We start from the raw sequence: 17,363 nt of genomic DNA, 5'->3' as shown, positions 1-17,363 counted from the left end.
ACCGTGCATTAGCGTGGCCCATGAAGACCTCCGAGACGGGTGAAGACGGCTATCTCCACCGCACTCGGAGGTCTTCGCTTTGATCAACCACCAACCCGGCGTGTCACCAACCTCACGGCCGAGTACATCTAGACGGCGAGCAGGGCGCGGACCTGGTCGGGGCTCGCGAAGACCTCGGCGGCCATGCCGGTCTCGCGGGCCGCGAGGACGTTGCGCTCGGTGTCGTCGATGAACAGGACGTCGGCGGGCCGCACGCCGAGCCGCTCGGCGCAGATGCGGTAGGCGCGCGGGTCCGGCTTGGCGACACCGATGGCGCACGAGTAGGTGAGCGCGTCGAACCGGGACAGCCAGCCCTCGTGCCGCGCCTCGAAGCGGGGCACGAGGTCGGCGATGATGTTGGAGAGCAGGCCCAGCGTGCGGCCGCCGTCGGCCAGCTCGTGGACGAGGGCGACCATGCGCTCGTCGACGTTCGTCCAGCTGCGCAGGTCGGCGTCGATGAGCGCGGGCACGTCCGGGAACTCGGTGCCGAGGGCGGCGGCGACGTCCGCCCAGTACGCGGTGCTGTCCTGGCCGGCGTCGTAGCCGGGGCGCAGCGCCCAGTACGCGTCCCAGAACGGGGCGCCGGAGACGCCGGCGATCTCCTCGATCTCCCGCACGGCCTCGGGGGTCTGGGTGCGGGCGATGACGCCGAACAGGTCGAAGACGATCACATCGGGCATGGTCCGAGGGTATGCGGGGCGGGACGGTGCCGCCGTCGCGGGGCCGCGCCGCGGGGGCCGCGGCGCGGCGCCGGTCGCGGGGCGTCGCGATACCGGCGCCCCGGGTGATGGAACAAGCGCTTGTGCAGACCGTAAACTGCCGTTGACGCGCCGACTGAGCAAGCGGTTGGGCGCGCACACGGCATAATGAGAGGGTGACGACCACGAGCGCGAATTCCGGGCGGGCGAGGCCCCGGGCCGCCGGCGAGGGCGGCGCGCGCCGCCGCGGCAAGGGCTCGCCGGCCCTGGCGTCGGAGCGCCGCGAGCACCTGGTCAGGCTGGCCGCGGACCTGTTCGCGGAGAAGGGCTTCCAGGCCACCACGGTCCGCAACATCGCCGACGAGGCCGGCATCCTGTCCGGCAGCCTCTACCACCACTTCGACTCCAAGGAGTCGATCGTGGACGAGATCCTGACCGGCTTCTTCGACGAGATCATGGCCGCCTACCGGGCCGAGATCGACGCGGGCCGCGACCCGCGCGAGACGATCGCCGGGCTCGTCCGGATCGCGTTCAACAGCCTCGAGCCGCACCGCGCCGCGATCACGGTCATGCAGAACGACTGGAACTACCTCCAGGGCATGGACCGCTTCGCCTACCTCACCAAGTCCGAGGACGAGGTGGAGAAGATGTGGGTCGAGACCATCGCGGCGGGCCAGGAGCAGGGCCTGTTCCGCGAGGACCTCGACCCGCACCTGACCTACCGGATGATCCGCGACACCATCTGGGTGGCCGTCCGCTGGTTCAAGCCGGGCGGACGGCTCGACTCCCAGAGCCTCGGCGAGCACTACATCAAGGTCATGTTCGACGGGATCAACACCCACTAGAGCCCGCAGGCCCCCTATCCCCGGACCGGCACGCCCGGGGACTGCGCGGCGGCCTCGGGGCGGCGGCGCGGCAGCAGCCGCGCGATCGGCCCGGGCAGCCACCAGTTCTTCTCGCCGAACAGCTCCATCAGGGCCGGGACGAGCACCATCCGCACGACGGTCGCGTCGATCAGGATCGCGACGCCGAGGCCGAGGCCGATCTGCTTGACAGCGATGTTCGCGCCGAGCAGCACCGACAGGAACACCATCACCATGATCGCCGCGGCGGCGGTGATGACGCGCGCGGTGCCGGCGAGGCCCCGCGCGACGGCCTCCCGGGTCGGGACGCCCGCCTCATGCGACTCGCGGATCCGCGACACGAGGAACACCTCGTAGTCCATGGACAGCCCGAACAGGATCGGGAACATCATCAGCGGCACCCAGGTGGTGACCGGCATCGAGGTGGGGAAGCCGAGCACCGTGCCCGCCCAGCCCCACTGGACGACGGCGGTCAGCACGCCGTAGGCGGCGGCGATCGACAGCAGGTTCATCAGCGCGGCCTGCAGCGCGACGGTCAGCGAGCGGACGAGCGCGACGAGCAGCAGCAGCGACAGCCCGACGACGACCGCGATGAGCCACGGCAGCCGGGTCTGGACGTCGTCGGCGAAGTCGATGGACGCCGCGTTCTGGCCGCCGACGTAGGCCCGCACGCCCCGCCCCTCGGTGACGCGCGGCAGCACGTCGTCGCGGAGCCGGTGCACGAGCCGCGGGGTGGCCTCGTCCTGCGCGCCGGTGGTCGGGAACGCCATGATCACCGAGACGGCGCCGTCGGGGCTGGTGCGGGGCGGCTGGACGGCGGCGACGCCCTTCGCGGCGCCGACGGCCGCGGCGACCGGCGCCGGGTCCCCGCCGCGGGTGACGACGACCAGCGGCGCGGCGGTGCCGGGCCCGAAGCCCTCGGCCATGATCTGGTTCGCGGCGTAGCCGCTGGTGTCGTGCGGCTGGGTGCTGGAGTCGGGCAGGCTGAGCCGCATCGACAGCGCCGGCACCGCGAGCACGAGCAGCAGCGCGGCGGCGCACAGCCCGGTGACGACGGGGTGCCGCTGGACGACCCGGGCCCACCGTTCGGCGAGCGGGCGGCGGGCCCGGCCGAGGCCCGGCACGCGCAGCCGGTCGATGGCGCGCCCGGTGAAGCCGAGCAGCGCGGGCAGCAGCGTGACGGCGGCGAGCATCGTCATCAGGACGGCCAGCCCGGCGGCGACGGCGACCGCGTCGAACAGCTTCTGCTGCATGACGAACAGCCCCATGAGGGCGATCACGACGGTGCTGCCGGCGAACAGCACGGCGCGCCCGGCGGTGGTGATGGCGGTGACGGTCGCCTCTTCCGGCTCCTTGCCGCCGGCCAGTTCCTCCCGGTAGCGGGTGACGATGAACAGCGCGTAGTCGATGCCGACGCCGATGCCGATGAGCGCGGCGACGATCGGCCCGAACGACGGCGCGGGCAGCAGGTGCGCGATCAGCGCGATGAGCCCGAGGCCGGAGCCAATGCCGAACAGCGCGGTCACGATCGGCAGCCCCATCGCCAGCACCGAGCCGAACGCGATCAGCAGGATGACGACGGCGGCGAGCACGCCGATCCCCTCCGAGGACCCGCCGCCGGCGGTCTCGGCGTTGTCGATGGCGGCGCCGCCGAGCTCGATCCGGACGGGGCCGGAGTCGCTGCGGACGTCCTTGATCAGCTTGGTGACGTCGGAGGCCGGCGCGTCGTCGGTGGGGACGTCGAGGTTCGCGGTGGCGAACGCGGTCCGGCCGTCCTTGGAGATCTGGCCGGGGACGTCGTAGGGCGAGGTCACGGAGGCGACGTGCGGCGTCTTGGCGAGCCGGTCGATCGCCTGAGCGACGCTGGCCTTCGCGTCGGCCGAGCGCACCCCGGCGTCCGCGCGGACGGCGAGCGTGATGGTGTCGCCGCTGCGCTTGGGGAAGTGCTCGTCGAGCAGCTTCTTGGCGGTCGCGGACTGGGAGGAGCCTCCGGTGAAGTCGTTGAGCGGCTTGGCGGCGAAGCCGTAGCCGAGGACGAGGACGGCGAGGGCGCCGACGATCCAGGCGGCGACGACGAGCCGCCGCCTTCGGTAGCAGACCCGGGCGAGCCTGGCCAGTTTCATGGGAACCACCTTCGCGGGAGTCCGCGGGTAGAGAACACGTCGTTCCCGGAATCGTGGCTCCCGCACCCGGCCCGCGTCGTCGGGCGGGCGGCGGCTTCCGCGGGGTCCGCTACTTCCGCCGGAGTACATCCGGCGCGGTATCCCACCGTTGGGCCCGCCGAACCTCCATAGTGTGCTTAGTCACAATTTGCCGAGTAGGGGTGACGCTTTGGCCCGTGGGGACGCTGTTACTGAGGGGATCATCGGGGGGAGGGCGGCATGACGGCTCCACAGGGCGCCGGCCGGGACGAGCCCACGCCCGCGGCCATCCGCGCCGCCACGGCGCGCGGCCTGCAGGAGCAGTTCCCCGGGGTGCGCGTGTGGTTCGGCGAGGCGACCGGGTCCTGGTGGGCCATGGTCCCGCTGCGGGACGGCCCGCGGCTGCTGGAGGCCCCCACCCCGCAGCAGCTCCGCGACGAGATCATGAACTCGCGGACCCGGGGGTGACCAGCCCCGACTCGTAGGCGAGCACCACCAGCCGGGCCCGATCGCGCACCCCGAGCTTGCTCATGGCCCGGCTGACGTGCGTCTTGGCGGTGAGGGGGCTGACCGCGAGGGCGTTCGCGATCTCCGCGTTGGACAGCCCCCGCCCGACCAGCCGGACCACCTCCCGCTCCCGGTCGGTGAGGATCTCGAGCCGGCCGACGGCGGCGGGCGCGGGGGCGGGCCGCCCGCCGACGAACCCCTCGATGACGGCCCGGGTGACGGCGGGGGCCAGGAGCGCCTCGCCGCCCGCCACCACCCGGACGGCGTTCACCAGTTCGGCGGGCTCCATGTCCTTGACGAGGAAGCCCGCCGCGCCCGCGCGCAGCGCCAGGTAGATGTGCTCGTCGTCGGTGTAGGTGGTGAGGGCGAGGACGCGCACCTCGTCGAGGGCGGGGTCGGAGGCGATCCGGCGGGTGGCGGCGAGGCCGTCGGTGCCGGGCATCCGCAGGTCCATGAGGACGACGTCGGGCCGCAGCCGGCGGGCCAGCTCCACCGCGGCGTCGCCGTCCTCGGCCTCGCCCACGACCTCGATGCCGTCCTCGCCGGACAGCAGCATCCGGAACCCGGCCCGCACCAGCGACTGGTCGTCGGCCAGCAGCACTGTGATCACGCCTGCTCCCCCGTCCGCCCGGGCTCCCGTCCGGCCCGGATGCGACGGCGCAACCGTACGACGATTCGGGCCCCGCGAGGAATCGGAACGTTCCCACGGGGCCGCCGCCGGAGGACGGACGAAGGCGAGCGAAGGCCGTCCGCCGGGAACGGGGCGCGATCCGTTCCCGGCGGGCGTTGTGTGAAACTAACCCGAAAAGTGCTCGGACACAAGCGCTTGCTCGGTAAGCGTTGTGTGGGACAGCGCACATCGCACCGCCCGGGGGCGGGCCTCGTGCGCCTCAGGTCTCGTACTGGATGGCGGCCCGCTCCGCGACGATCGGCGTGATGAACTCGTCGATCACCGCCCGGTGCTTCGGATGGTCGCGGTACACCAGGTAGTCGTCCTTGCTCGCGAAGTCCGCGACCACGACGAACTCGTAGGACCCCGGGTTCACGCCCGCGTCGAGGCCGACGCTGTACCCGCCGATCTCCGGGATGACCCCGGTCAGCTCGCGCAGCCTCGCCGCGACCTCCTCCTGCTGGCCGATCGTCGTGCCCTCGGCCCACCTGAACATCACCACGTGACGGAAACCGCTCATGCGGGCACGCTACCGAGAAGCGGCGGGCTCAAACGGTCCCGAGCTCCGCGGCGACGACCGCGCCGAGCTCCCAGCACGCCTCCAGGTCCGCCTTGCCCGGCTCCCCCGTCACCACCACGGGCGGCTGGACCGCCCGCCACTTCAGCCCCGTGGTGATCGCCTCAAGCGCGCGCAGCGCCCCGGTGGCGTCGTTGTTGCCGTGCAGGAAGGCCCCGAACGGCCGGCGGATTGTCTCCTCCAAGCACGGGTAATAAACCTGGTCGAAGAAGTGCTTGAGCGCCCCGGAGAGATAACCGAGGTTCACAGGGGAGCCGAGGAGGTAGCCGTCCGCCTCGAGGACGTCCACGGCCGAGGCGGTCAGCGCCGGACGGGAGACGACCTCCACGCCCTCGATCTCGTCCGTGCGCGCCCCCGCGCGCACCGCCTCGAACATCGCCTGGACGGACGGCGAGGGCGTGTGATGAACGAGCAGGAGCCTCTTCACCCTCACGAGACTAACCAGTTTCCCCTCGGGTGGCCGGGTACGGCCGTCGTGGGGACGACGACCGCCGAAGACGCCGAACGCGACGTCATAGGAGGTGTCCGGACGACGCTGACCATGAGCGGCCAAAGATAACGTCCGATCCGGGGAATGAGTTCCAAAGGATCATGGTTGGGGCTCAGCGGAGGTGTCCTTCTCGTGCATGCAGCGAAATCGGCCGAGCGCGCCGGCGGCGAGGCACTGCCCGTCTGGCCGCTGGCGCTCGTCGCCGCGTTCGTCGCCGTCCTGATCGCCGTGCCCGCCATGGCATGGTCCCCGCACTGGCTCAGCCGGCTGTCGGAGGTGGCGACCGGAACCCCGCTCGCCCCCGCGCACGCCGTGTCCCTGGGCCTGGTGCTCCTGCTCATCGCGCGCGGCGTCCTGCTGCGCCGCCGGGCCGCCTGGTACGGGCTGGTCGCGCTGGTCGTCCTCGGCCTGCTCGCCGTCGTGGCGGGCGACGACGCGCCGTGGCGGGTGCCGCTCCTCGCGGCCGTCCTGGTCGGGCTCTGGCTGGAGCGCGACCGGTTCCCCGTCCGCCCGCACCCCGACCGCGTCCGCACCGCGGTGAAGACCGGCGCGATCCTCGTGATCGGCGCGGTGGTCGGGTCGGTGCTGGTCGGCGGCGTGTCGGTCCGGTCCGTGCGGGTCGTGGCGAGCGGCCTCGGCGCCACCGGCGCGCGCATCGACGGCGCGTCCTGGCTGCCCGGCGTGCTCGGCCTGGCCGGCGCGGTGGGCCTGCTCGCCCTGGTGATGACGCTGCTGGCGCCCGACCCCGCGCCGCCGCCCGGCGACGAGGACGAGCGGCGCCGCGTCGCCGGCCTGGTCGCGCACCCCGGCTCGGACACCCTCGCCCCGTTCGCGCTGCGCCGCGACAAGGCGTACGTGTTCAGCCCGGACGGGCGCGCCGCGATCGGCTACCGGGTGCTGTTCGGCATCGCGGTGGCGGGCGGCGACCCCGTCGGCGACCCGAAGTCGCACGCCGCCGCCATCGCGGAGTTCCTGGAGCTGTGCCGGACGACCGGCTGGCGTCCCGCGGTGCTCGGCGCGAGCGCCGACCTGCTGCCGGAGTGGGGCCCGCTGCGCTCGTTCGGCTTCGGCGACGAGGTCGTCGTCCGGCCGGAGGAGTTCACGCTGTCGGGCCGGCAGATGCGCAACGTCCGGCAGGCCGTCAAGCGGACCGTCAACGCGGGCGTCACCACCGAGATCGTGCCCGAGCGCGAGCTGTCCGCGAGCCTGCGCGCCGAACTGCTGGAGGTGGCGTCCGGCTCGCTGGGCGGCGCCGCCGAGCGCGGCTTCTCGATGAACCTCGACGAGCTGCTCACCGGCTACCACCCCGGCGCGGTGGTCGCGGTCGCCTACGACGAGGACAAGAAGCCGATCGCGTTCCAGCGGTACGTGACCGCCGGCGAGGGCATCAGCCTGGACGCGATGCGGCGCACCCCCGGCGGGCCGAACGGCGTCAACGAGCGGCTGATCGTCGAGATGATCGAGTACGCCGGCGAGCAGGGGCACGCGCTCGTCTCGCTGAACTTCGCGGCCTTCCGCGAGCTGCTGGACTCGGAGGAGCGCGGCGCGCTGGAGAAGGCCGGCTACCAGGCCCTGCACCTGCTCGACCCGCTGATCGCGGTCGAGTCGCTGTACCTGTTCGACAAGAAGTTCCGGCCCGCCTACAAGCCGCGCAGCATCGTGTTCCGGTCGTGGTTCGACATCGTGTGGCTGGCGGCGGCGCTGCTGACGCTGGAGTTCGGCCGCACGAAGCCGGCGGCGGCGCCCGAGGAGGCCGTCACCGAGCCCGCACACCACTACAGCCGCTACTGACGCCGCGTCGCCGAGCGCCCGGATCCCGCGGATCCGGGCGTTCGGCTTTTTTGGGCGACACCACCGGTGATCTTCAGGCGGGTCGCCGGGGCGTCCATGCCGGGACGCCACCGCTCGACGTCGACCAGGCCCGGGGCGAGCAGCTCGAAGCCGTCGAAGAACGTCAGGATCTGCTCGCGCGGGCGGAAGTAGGTCTGCACGGGCGTGCCGTCGGCGATCGCGTGCAGCCGCGCCATCGCGGCCGGATCGCTGTGCGCCGCGAACTGGGACAGCACGAGGTGGCCGCCCGGCGCCATGGCGTCGCGGTACCGCGCGACGATCCCGGCGGGGTCCTGCGCGTCGGGGACGAGGTGGAGCACCGCCGCGAGGACCACCACGACCGGTTCCGACAGGTCGAGCAGCCCGCGGCTCCGCACGTGGTCGAGGATCTCGTCCGGCCGGCGGACGTCGCCTTCGATCGAGGTCACCTGGTCCGTCGTGGCGAGCAGGGCGTCGTTATGCACCTTCACCAGCGGGTCGCTGTCGACGTAGACGATCCGCGCGGACCGGTCCACCGCGTGGAACACCTCGTGGATGCTCGGGGACGTGGGGATGCCGGTCCCGACGTCGAGCACCTGCCGGGCGCCCTGCTCCGCGAGCACGCGCATGGCGCGGATGACGAAGGCGCGGTTCGCGCGGGCCAGGATGCGCTGGTCGGGCACGACGGCGAGGAGCCGGTCGGCGGCGTCCCGGTCGACGGCGTAGTTGTCCTTGCCGCCGAGCAGGTAGTCGTAAATCCGCGCGGCGCTCGGAACGGTCGTCTCGTGCCGCTGCGTCTCGTCCACGGTCGGCCCCGTCTCTCGCGCGGGGCGTTTCCCGCGCTCACCGGCGAGGTTAGCGCGGCGGGCGGGGTTTCCGGAATCGCCGCCGCGGCGATGTCGATCCGGGCGGGAGTCCTTCGTATAGGGGTCGGAGGCCGGCGGCGGACCGGCCGCGAACCTGGGGGTGAGGGAGCATGACCGAGATCCGGACGCTGGTCGGCGGGCGGGGGCTGGTGGAGTCGCCGCGCTGGCACGACGGACGCGTGTACTTCTCCGACTGGTCGGCGGGCGAGGTCGTCGCCGCGGACCTGGACGGGCGCGCTGAGGTCGTCGCGCGGGTGAAGTCGCTGCCGCTGTGCACGGCGTGGCTCCCGGACGGCGGGCTGGTGATCGTCGACTCGCCGAACGGGCGGCTGCTGCGGCGCGAGGACGACGGGTCGCTGACCGTCCACGCGGACCTCGGCCTGACGGGCTGGAACGACATCGTGGTGGACGGCCGCGGCAACGCCTACGTCGACCGCGCCGGGTTCGACCCGATGGCCGGTGAGGAGGTCAAGCCCGGATTCGTGTTCCTCGCGGCGCCGGACGGGACGGTGCGGGAGGTCGCCGACGACATCGCGTTCCCCAACGGGATGGCGGTGACGCCGGACGGCTCGACGCTGATCGTCGCCGACTCCTACCGCGGCGAGCTGGTGGCGTTCGCGATCGGCGCCGGCGGCGGCCTGTCGGACCGGCGCGTCTGGGCGGACCTCGGTGACGGGACGCCGGACGGCATCTGCACCGACGCGGAGGGCGCCGTCTGGTACGCGGACGTGCCCCACGACAGGTGCGTGCGCGTCGCCGAGGGCGGCGAGGTCCTGGACGTCGTCGAGGTGGACCGGGGCGCGTTCGCCTGCGCCCTGGGCGGCCCCGGCGGGACGACGCTGTTCATCACGGCGGCGCAATGGCAGGGCATGACCGAGCCCGATCCGGTGCGGCCGGGAAGCGGGCGGGTGCTGGTCGCGGAGGTCGAGGTGCCCGGCGCGGGATGGCCCTGACCGTGCCGGTCCCCGCCGCCCGTGACCGAGCCGCTCTCCGCCGCCCGTGACCTGGCCGTTTCCCGGGGCGGGCGGCGGGTAGCGGACTCGCGTGGAAACCTGGAACGCCATCACGTCCCGGCGCAACGTCCGGGAGTACAGCGACGAGCCGATCGCGCCGGACGACCTCGACCGCGTCCTGGAGGCGGCGCGGCGGGCGCCGTCGTCCAAGAACTGGCAGCCGTGGGACTTCGTCGTCGTCACGAAGCGGGACCAGCTCGAGGAGCTGGCGGACGCGGGGATGTACGCGGCGCACATCCCCGGCTCGGCGGCGACCATCGCGCTGGTCATGCGCGACTACGACGATCCCGGCGAGCGGGAGACCGCGCGGTTCGACCTGGGCCAGGCGATGCTGAGCATCATGCTCGCGGCGGCCGACCTCGGCATCGGCAGCGGGCACGCGACGGTCATGGACCAGGCGGTGGCGCGCCGCGTCCTCGGCCTGCCGGAGGACCGGTTCTGCGCGTACCTGGTCGGGCTCGGGTACCCGGCGGGCCGTCCGCTGAAGCCCGTCCGGAACCCGGCCCGGCGGGCGTTCGAGGACGTCGTGCACCGCGACCGCTGGTGACCGCCCGGAAAGCGTGACACGGGGGCCGATGCCCGGTCTTCTGGAATCTTCGAGCATGATTCTAGAAACCCCCGTGGAGAGGACCGGGCATGAGCAGCACTGTGCAGGGGCACTGCGATCCGGCGTTCGCCGCCGTCCGTGAGGTGTTCGAGCAGCATTTCGCCGACGGGCGGGAACTGGGCGCCGCCGTCGCCGTGTACGCCGGGGACCGCAAGGTCGTGGACCTGTGGGGCGGCGTCGCCGACCACCGGACGGGCCGCGCCTGGACCGCCGACACGCCCTGCTTCGGCTTCTCCTGCACCAAGGCGGTGACGGCCGCGGCGGCGCTGCTGCTCGCCGAGCGCGGCGCCTACGAGGTCGACGGGCCGGTCACCGCGTGGTGGCCGGAGTTCGGCGAGCACGGCAAGGACGGCGCGACGGCGGCGCACCTGCTGTCGCACCAGGTCGGGCTTCCCGCGTTCGACCGTCCCGTGTCGGCGGAGGAGGCTGCCGACCCGAAGGCGCTCGCAGACCTGCTCGCCGCGCAGAAGCCGGAGTGGACGCCCGGCGAGGCGCACGGCTACCACGCCCTGACGTACGGCTGGCTGGCCGGGGAGATCGTCCGGCGGCTGTCGGGCCGGACGGTCGGCGCGTTCGCCAAGGAGGAGTTCACCGGCGGCCTCGACATGTGGATCGGGGCGCCGGACGACGTGATCGGGCGCGCCGCGAAGATGACCGCGAAGGGGCGCGTCTCCGGCGCGGCCGACGGGCCGAAGACCGCGGCCGGCGACGTCCTGAAGCGGATCGCCGCGGCGTACGCCGACCCGCGGAGCCCAATGAACCGGGCGCTGAACAACCCGCATCCGGGCAAGGGCGGCTACAACAACCCGGTGGTGCTGCGCGCCGGCTGGCCGTCCGCCGGGGTGCTCGCGACCGCGTCCGGATTCGCGGGGTTCTACCGCGACCTGGTCGCGGGCCGGATCCTGCGCCCGGACACGCTGCGCGAGGCGATGCGCCGCCGGGTGTCCGGCCCGGACCGCACGCTCATCGTGGACAGCTCGTTCGGGCTCGGGTTCATGCGGCCGTCGCAGACGTACTTCGTCCCGAAGCGGGCGCGGGAGACGGCGTTCGGCCACACCGGCGCGGGCGGCTCGATCGGGCTCGGCGACCCGGACGCCGGCCTGGCGCTGGCGTACCTACCGAACAGGATGGGCGAGCAGGCGTCCGGCGACCTGCGCGCGTTCCGGCTGACGGAGGCCGCGTACGCGTCGCTGGGCTGAGCCCGGCCGAGGCATCACCGCATGGTGATGCCGCCGCTCACCGCATGGTGATGCCGCCGCTCACCGCATGGTGATGCCGCCGCTCACCGCATGGTGATGCCGCCGCTCACCGCATGGTGATGCCGCCGCTCACCGCATGGTGATGCCGCCGCTCACTGCATGGTGATGCCGCCGCTGACGGACACGGTCTGCCCGGTGATGTACCCGGCGCGGTCGGTGCACAGGAACGCGACCATGCCGGCGACGTCGTCCGGGCGGCCGATGCGGCGCAGCGGGATCTGCCGGGCGAGCTTCGCCAGCAGGTCCGGATGCCGCTCCGACACCGTCCGGACCATCGGCGTGTCCGTCGGGCCGGGGCACACCACGTTGGACGTGACGCCGTCGCCCGCCGCCTCGCGGGCGAGGCTCTTGGCGAGCCCGAACAGGCCCGCCTTGGTGGCCGCGTACGCGCCCTCGCCGCCGGACCCGGCGCGGGCGCCGTCGGAGGAGACGAACACGAGCCGGCCCCAGCCGCGCCCGGTCATCCCGGGCAGCAGGGCGCGGGTGAGCTGCATCGGAGCGCGCAGGTTGACGCGCCACATCAGGTCCCAGTGGGCGGGGTCGCTGCCGGCGAACGGCTCGACGATGCTGACGCCCGCGTTGTGGACGAGGACGTCCACCGGCCCGACGCCGGCGGTGAACGCGTCGATGGACGCCGGGTCGGCGAGGTCGACGCGGGCCGCGGTCCCGCCGCTCTCCTCCGCGACGCCCTCGGCGGCGGGCAGGTCGAGGTCCGCGACGACGACGCGGGCGCCGAGCGCGGCGAGGTCGGCGCAGATCGCCCGCCCGATGCCGCCCGCGCCGCCGGTGACGACGGCGGTGCGTCCGTCCAGGGTCATGCCGTCCATCGGTCCTCCGCTCCGGCCGCTCGTGCCCTCACCGTAGCCGCCGCCCGCATCGCCGCCGGCAGGGGCGGTAGCGTGCCGGTTCATGGAGGTACGCGACCTGCACCCGTGGCCGTCCACGCCGGCGGAGGCGGAGGCGATCCAGGACCGGCTGCGCCCGATGCTGGAGCTCGACGTCCCCGGCCCGGCGAACCCGCGCACGGTCGCCGGCCTGGACGTCGCGTACGCGGGCGACGGCGGCGGGACCGCGCCCCGGCTGGCCGCCGCCGTGGTCGTCCTGGACGCGGCGACCCTCGACGTCGTGGAGGAGTCGGTCGCCTTCGGGACGACCGCGTTCCCGTACGTCCCGGGGCTGTTCGCGTTCCGCGAGCTGCCCACCCTGCTGGACGCGCTCCGGGCCCTGGAGACCACGCCCGACCTGCTCGTCTGCGACGGGTTCGGGGTCGCGCACCCCCGCCGGTTCGGGCTGGCGTGCCATCTCGGGGTGCTGACCGGCCTGCCGACGATCGGGGTGGGCAAGACCGCGTTCGTCGGGACCTACGACGCGCCGGGCCCGCGCCGCGGTGCCGCGTCCTCGCTGGTGGACGGCGGCGAGGAGGTCGGGCGCGTGCTGCGGACCCGCGACGGCGTGAAGCCGGTGTTCGTGTCCGTCGGCCACCGCACCGACCTCGACTCGGCGTGCCGCGACGTCCTCGCGGTGACGCCCGAGTACCGCCTTCCGGAGACGACTCGCAGGGCGGACCGGCTGTCCCGCGACGCACTCGGAGGCTGATGGCGCGCGACGGCGCCTTCCTCGACGTCGGCGCGGGGAGATGGCAGGCTCTTCGGTAACACGCGGCGGCCGGTCCGGCCGTCCGCGCACGCCGCTGGACGGTGCCCATGCAACCGCGCCCGATGCGGGCCGACGCCCGCCGCAACTACGAACGACTGATCAGCACGGCCCGCGCGGCCTTCATGGAACACGGCACGGGCGCGTCCCTGGACGACATCGCGCGGCGCGCGGGCGTCGGGTCCGGGACGCTGTACCGGCACTTCCCCACCCGCGACGACCTGCTGCACGCGGTGCTCCAGGAGCGCATCGACGGGCTGCTCGCGCACGCCGCCGAACTGATGCGCGAGCCGGACCCGGACGCGGCGCTGGCGGGCTGGCTGCGCGGCTACCTGGCGGGCGCGACGACGCCGCACGGCACGTCGACCGTGCTCATCGAGGCGATGTCACCGCGGTGCTCGGCGACGCGGCTCGGCATCGCGGCCGCCGCGATCCGCGACGCGGTCGGCGGGCTGCTGGAGCGGGCGCAGCGCGCGGGCGCGATCCGGGCCAACGCCGACGCCGCCGACCTGCTGCGGCTGACCAACGCGATCGGCGTCGCGGCCGAGCGCACCCAGGATCCCGCCGGGTACGCCGAGCGGATGCTGGCGCTGCTGTTCGACGGCCTGCGCACCCGCTGACCCCGCGCTCCGGCTCCGGGGCCGCCTTGTTCGCCGAACCAAGCGTTCGCTAGTTTGGTGGGGCGCCGCGGTCGCGGTCGCCGCTGGGAGCGAGGAGCGTTGATGGGGCAGCTTGACGGCAAGGTGGCGCTGATCACCGGTGGTGCGCGCGGCATGGGCAAGGCCCATGTGAAGCGCTTCGTCGCCGAGGGCGCGAAGGTCGTGTTCGGCGACGTCCTGGAGGAGGAGGGCGGCAAGCTCGCCGCCGAGCTCGGGGACGACGTCCGGTTCGTCCGGATGGACGTGACGTCGCCCGACGACTGGGAGCACGCCGTCGGCACCGCGACCTCGGTCTTCGGGGCGCTGAACGTCCTGGTGAACAACGCCGGCATCATCCGCTACAAGACCATCGAGGACATGTCCCTCGACGAGTTCCGGCAGATCATCGACGTCAACCTGATGGGCCAGTGGCTCGGCGTGAAGTCGGTGACCGCCGCGATGCGCGTGGCCGGCGGCGGCTCGATCGTCAACGTCTCCTCGACCGAGGGCTTCGTCGGCGCGGACGGCCTCGCCGCCTACAGCGCCAGCAAGTTCGGCGTCCGCGGCCTCACCAAGTCCGCCGCCCGCGAGCTCGGCGAGTACGGGATCCGCGTCAACTCCATCCACCCCGGCGGCATCATCACTCCGCTGTTCATGCAGGACGACATCATCGCCGCCAAGGCCGACAGCGCCGACGCGCTCATGAAGGCGCTCCCCCTCGGCCGGATGGGCAAGACCAAGGAGGTGTCCGGCCTCATCGTCTACCTGGCGTCGGACGACTCGTCGTACTGCACCGGCAGCGAGGTCCTCGTCGACGGCGGCCTGCTCACCGGCGCCGGCTACTGAACGCGCCGGGCCGCCGGTGACGGATCGGACCCCCGCACCGGCGGCCCGGCACGGGCCTCATCGGGGACGGCGCTCCGTCCACCGCTCGACGGCCTCCAGCTGGGCCGCCAGCGAGATCAGCGTCGCCTCGTCGGAATCATGGCCGAGAAGCTGCGCCCCGATCGGCAGGCCGCTCTTCGTGAAGCCCGCCGGGACGTTCACGCCCGGCCACCCGAGCACATTCCACGTCCACGCATAAGGACACGCCGCCGCCACGCCCGACTGCGTCTTCTGGTACCCGGCGCCGTCGAACGCGCCGACCTTCAACGGCGGCTGCGCGGTCGTCGGCGTCAGCACCACATCGGCGAACCGGAAAATGCGCCCGACCTTCTTCTGCAGATACGGATCCATTCTCTTGGCCAGCGGAAGCAGCCGCTTCCCGAGGACCCGCCCGATCCGCGCCTCGGCCTCCGTCCGGGCCTCCGGCCTCGGGTTCGGCATCGCGTCCAGCCAGTCCGCGACCCCGGCCGTCCCCCGGGGAATCAGGCCGAGCCCCACCAGCCCGTAATCCGGGTCCGCGGGGAACACCTTGTGTCCCAGCTCCGTCAGCCTTCGCGAAATGCGCTCGACCGCCGCCCGGATCTCCGGGTCGAGTTTCCCGCTCACCCCGAAGGCCGTCCGGTACGAGACCGCGATGCGCAGCCGTCCCGGTTCCCGCCTCGTCGCGTCCACGAAAGGCAGCACCGGACGTCCCACCTGGTACACGTCCTCCGGATGGCTGCCCGAAAGCACGTCCAGCATCAACGCCGCGTCCTTCACGCTCCGCGCCAGCGGCCCCCAGACGGTGATGCCGTTGAAAGGGTCCGTGTGCGGATAACCGGAAACGCGCCCCCGCTGCGGCTTGATGCCGACCAATCCCGTCCACGCCGCCGGGATCCGGATCGACCCCGCCCCGTCGGACCCCACGGCCCCCGCGACCATCCCCGCCGCCACCGCCGCCGCGGACCCGCCCGACGACCCGCCGGGCGTGTACTCCGGGTTCCACGGGTTCCGCGCGATCCCGTACTCCGGCGACTCGCTGAACGGCCACAACCCGATCTCGCACGTCGTCGTCTTGCCCACGACGATCGCGCCCGCAGCCCGCAGCTTGCGCACGACCTCCCCGTCCCGCTTCACCGGCTCGTGGTCGCCGGCCACCGCGAACGGCGTGGTCTCGCCCTCGATGTCCGTGTCGTCCTTGATCGCGACGGGCACCCCGAGCAGCGGCAGCCGCTCCCCCTCCGCCAGCCGCTTGTCGGCCTCCCGCGCCTCCTCCACCGCGGCCTCCCGCACGACCCGGAACGCCCCGAGGGACTCCTGCCGCCGGACGGCGTCCAGCGACGCCTCCACCAGCTCCACGGAGGACACCGCGCCCTTCCGCAGCGCGTCCGCCTGACCGGCCAGACCCAGCTCCACGCCCACCTCCGGGGTATCGTTCGTTCGAACGAACGATAGCGTCCGCGCCGGCCTTAGGGAAGACTGTGCGGTAATGAGCGCCCGCGACCAGATCCTCCACGCCACCCTCCGCCTGATCGGCGAGCAGGGCATCGGCGCCGTCACCAACCGGGCCGTCGCCCGCGCGGCCGGCGTCTCCCTCGGCTCCCTCACCTACCACTTCCCCAGCCAGGACGAACTGCTCCGCGAGGCGCTGCGCGCCTTCGTGGACGCCGAGATCGCCCGCATCACCGCCTACGCCGAGAACCTCCGCGAATCCGGCATAGCCCCGGTCGACGCCGCGGACCTCGTGGAGAAGGCCGTCGTCGACTTCGCCTACGGCCCCGAGCAGATCGCCAACCTCGAGCTGCACCTGCACGCCGCCCGCGACCCGGCGATCCGCGACACGTCGGCCCGCTCCGTCGAGGCCTACGACCGGCTCGCCACCGCCGTCCTCACAGCACTCGGCATCCCCGACGCCGAGCGGCACGCCCCGGCGATCGTCGCGATGCTCTACGGCCTGGCCGTCCGCCGCCTGGCCACCGGCGACACCGCCGCCACCGGCACCGCCGACGCCTTCCGCCTCCTCCTCCTGGGCGCCCTCCCCCGCGACTGAAAAAGGCCTCTGGCCCGCACGGCCCCAGAGCGGGGTAACGGGGCCGTGCGGGCCAGAGACCTGTCTCAATCAGGAACCTCAGTCGACGTTCGCTCTGCTCTCCGCCTGTGCACCTCCGCCGTCTTCCGATGTGAACAAGCCCAACGCTAAGCCGCCCCCGCGCCCCCCAGAACCCCCTTAAGCCTCACTTAGGGAACCGCTGAGCCACCCTTATTCAGCCCCACGCGCGAATGCCGCCCACCTGCGACAACAGGGAAACCAGCCCAGGCAAACCACCAACACAGTCGCCCCGAGCCGAGTGATCTCGCCCTCGTTGGCTCCCAGGATCAGCTCCCGCCCCTCCCGCCCAACAGGGAGGAGGCCCAACCCACGGCCCTACGACCCACCGACCCCACGCAGACCACCACAAACCGTAAGGTCACAGCCACCGGCACCGGCAAGGCCGCCTCTGCGTCATCGACCGCTGAGAGGAGCTGGCGCGTTGCGGAGCGCCTAGGTCGTGTCCAGTGGATCATGCGTTGATCCAGAGCAGTGCTGTGACTAGGACGATTGCCGCTCTGTAGTTGCGGGCGAGCTTGTCGAAGCGGGTGGCGATGCCGCGCCATTGCTTGAGGCGGCC

18 protein-coding genes are annotated in these 17,363 nt (G+C 73.0%); 10 read left to right on the top strand and 8 right to left on the bottom strand.

The features are described from left to right. Positions 1-128: 128 nt before the first annotated feature. Positions 129-719 (bottom strand): HAD family hydrolase, encoded by a 591-nt coding sequence (locus F9B16_RS39595; RefSeq protein ID WP_151545376.1) that lies wholly within the window; start codon positions 717-719, stop codon positions 129-131. 194 nt (positions 720-913) lie between these two features. Between F9B16_RS39595 and F9B16_RS39590 the strand changes: the two genes are divergently transcribed. Continuing rightward, positions 914-1,582 (top strand): TetR/AcrR family transcriptional regulator, encoded by a 669-nt coding sequence (locus F9B16_RS39590; RefSeq protein ID WP_151545375.1) that lies wholly within the window; start codon positions 914-916, stop codon positions 1,580-1,582. Between the two features lie 14 nt (positions 1,583-1,596). Here F9B16_RS39590 and F9B16_RS39585 read toward each other — a convergent pair whose 3' ends face one another. Next, a complete protein-coding gene (locus tag F9B16_RS39585; protein ID WP_151545374.1) occupies positions 1,597-3,723 on the bottom strand; it encodes an MMPL family transporter in 2,127 nt (708 codons plus the stop codon). Between the two features lie 258 nt (positions 3,724-3,981). Between F9B16_RS39585 and F9B16_RS39580 the strand changes: the two genes are divergently transcribed. Then, positions 3,982-4,209, top strand: coding sequence for a hypothetical protein (locus F9B16_RS39580; protein ID WP_151545373.1), 228 nt, complete (start codon positions 3,982-3,984; stop codon positions 4,207-4,209). Here the strand turns inward: F9B16_RS39580 and F9B16_RS39575 are convergent. From F9B16_RS39575 to F9B16_RS39565, 3 genes are all read right to left on the bottom strand, one after another. Further along, the gene (locus F9B16_RS39575) at positions 4,184-4,858 is read right to left on the bottom strand and encodes a response regulator (protein WP_151545372.1); all 675 of its coding nucleotides are present in this window, start codon (positions 4,856-4,858) and stop codon (positions 4,184-4,186) included. The two genes, F9B16_RS39580 and F9B16_RS39575, sit on opposite strands and share 26 nt — an antisense overlap. A gap of 280 nt (positions 4,859-5,138) precedes the next feature. Beyond that, positions 5,139-5,438: a Dabb family protein gene (locus tag F9B16_RS39570; RefSeq protein WP_151545371.1), complete on the bottom strand. Its 300-nt coding sequence runs from the start codon at positions 5,436-5,438 to the stop codon at positions 5,139-5,141. A 28-nt stretch (positions 5,439-5,466) separates the two neighbouring features. Further along, entirely contained in the window at positions 5,467-5,922 is a 456-nt protein-coding gene (locus tag F9B16_RS39565) for a flavodoxin family protein (protein ID WP_151545370.1), read from the bottom strand. Positions 5,923-6,117: 195 nt separating this feature from the next. Here F9B16_RS39565 and F9B16_RS39560 point away from each other — a divergent pair, with 195 nt between their 5' ends. Then, positions 6,118-7,776: a bifunctional lysylphosphatidylglycerol flippase/synthetase MprF gene (locus F9B16_RS39560; protein ID WP_192809211.1), complete on the top strand. Its 1,659-nt coding sequence runs from the start codon at positions 6,118-6,120 to the stop codon at positions 7,774-7,776. Here the strand turns inward: F9B16_RS39560 and F9B16_RS39555 are convergent. Further along, positions 7,770-8,600 carry an SAM-dependent methyltransferase gene (locus F9B16_RS39555; RefSeq protein WP_151545368.1) on the bottom strand — a complete coding sequence of 277 codons (831 nt, stop codon included), beginning with the start codon at positions 8,598-8,600 and terminating at the stop codon, positions 7,770-7,772. The genes F9B16_RS39560 and F9B16_RS39555 overlap by 7 nt on opposite strands. 170 nt (positions 8,601-8,770) lie before the next feature. Between F9B16_RS39555 and F9B16_RS39550 the strand changes: the two genes are divergently transcribed. The 3 genes from F9B16_RS39550 to F9B16_RS39540 all read left to right on the top strand — a co-directional run bounded on the left by F9B16_RS39550 (position 8,771) and on the right by F9B16_RS39540 (position 11,479). Next, positions 8,771-9,613: an SMP-30/gluconolactonase/LRE family protein gene (locus F9B16_RS39550; protein ID WP_151545367.1), complete on the top strand. Its 843-nt coding sequence runs from the start codon at positions 8,771-8,773 to the stop codon at positions 9,611-9,613. A gap of 91 nt (positions 9,614-9,704) precedes the next feature. Further along, positions 9,705-10,220, top strand: a complete 516-nt coding sequence (locus F9B16_RS39545; RefSeq protein ID WP_151545366.1) for a nitroreductase family protein — start codon at positions 9,705-9,707, stop codon at positions 10,218-10,220. A gap of 89 nt (positions 10,221-10,309) precedes the next feature. After that, positions 10,310-11,479: a serine hydrolase domain-containing protein gene (locus F9B16_RS39540; protein ID WP_151545365.1), complete on the top strand. Its 1,170-nt coding sequence runs from the start codon at positions 10,310-10,312 to the stop codon at positions 11,477-11,479. A gap of 152 nt (positions 11,480-11,631) precedes the next feature. Here F9B16_RS39540 and F9B16_RS39535 read toward each other — a convergent pair whose 3' ends face one another. Then, complete coding sequence (locus tag F9B16_RS39535) at positions 11,632-12,366, bottom strand: SDR family NAD(P)-dependent oxidoreductase (protein WP_151545364.1); 735 nt, start codon at positions 12,364-12,366, stop codon at positions 11,632-11,634. Positions 12,367-12,448: 82 nt separating this feature from the next. Here F9B16_RS39535 and F9B16_RS39530 point away from each other — a divergent pair, with 82 nt between their 5' ends. The 3 genes from F9B16_RS39530 to F9B16_RS39520 all read left to right on the top strand — a co-directional run bounded on the left by F9B16_RS39530 (position 12,449) and on the right by F9B16_RS39520 (position 14,676). Beyond that, a complete protein-coding gene (locus tag F9B16_RS39530) occupies positions 12,449-13,135 on the top strand; it encodes an endonuclease V (protein WP_151545363.1) in 687 nt (228 codons plus the stop codon). Positions 13,136-13,242: 107 nt separating this feature from the next. After that, positions 13,243-13,812 (top strand): TetR/AcrR family transcriptional regulator, encoded by a 570-nt coding sequence (locus tag F9B16_RS39525; protein WP_225992355.1) that lies wholly within the window; start codon positions 13,243-13,245, stop codon positions 13,810-13,812. Positions 13,813-13,914: 102 nt separating this feature from the next. Then, positions 13,915-14,676, top strand: a complete 762-nt coding sequence (locus F9B16_RS39520) for a glucose 1-dehydrogenase (RefSeq protein ID WP_151545362.1) — start codon at positions 13,915-13,917, stop codon at positions 14,674-14,676. Positions 14,677-14,733: 57 nt separating this feature from the next. On the opposite strand, the gene F9B16_RS39515 is transcribed toward F9B16_RS39520, so the two are convergent. Next, on the bottom strand, positions 14,734-16,110 hold the full coding sequence (locus F9B16_RS39515; protein WP_225992354.1) for an amidase: 1,377 nt from the start codon (positions 16,108-16,110) through the stop codon (positions 14,734-14,736). Between the two features lie 73 nt (positions 16,111-16,183). On the opposite strand from F9B16_RS39515, the gene F9B16_RS39510 reads away from it, so the two are divergent. Then, on the top strand, positions 16,184-16,744 hold the full coding sequence (locus F9B16_RS39510) for a TetR/AcrR family transcriptional regulator (RefSeq protein ID WP_151545360.1): 561 nt from the start codon (positions 16,184-16,186) through the stop codon (positions 16,742-16,744). Positions 16,745-17,363: the final 619 nt, after the last annotated feature.

Source organism: Actinomadura montaniterrae, assembly GCF_008923365.1.
Classification (GTDB): domain Bacteria; phylum Actinomycetota; class Actinomycetes; order Streptosporangiales; family Streptosporangiaceae; genus Spirillospora; species Spirillospora montaniterrae.
Note: the sequence above shows the minus strand (reverse complement) of the source record. Positions and strands in the feature narration are given on the sequence as shown.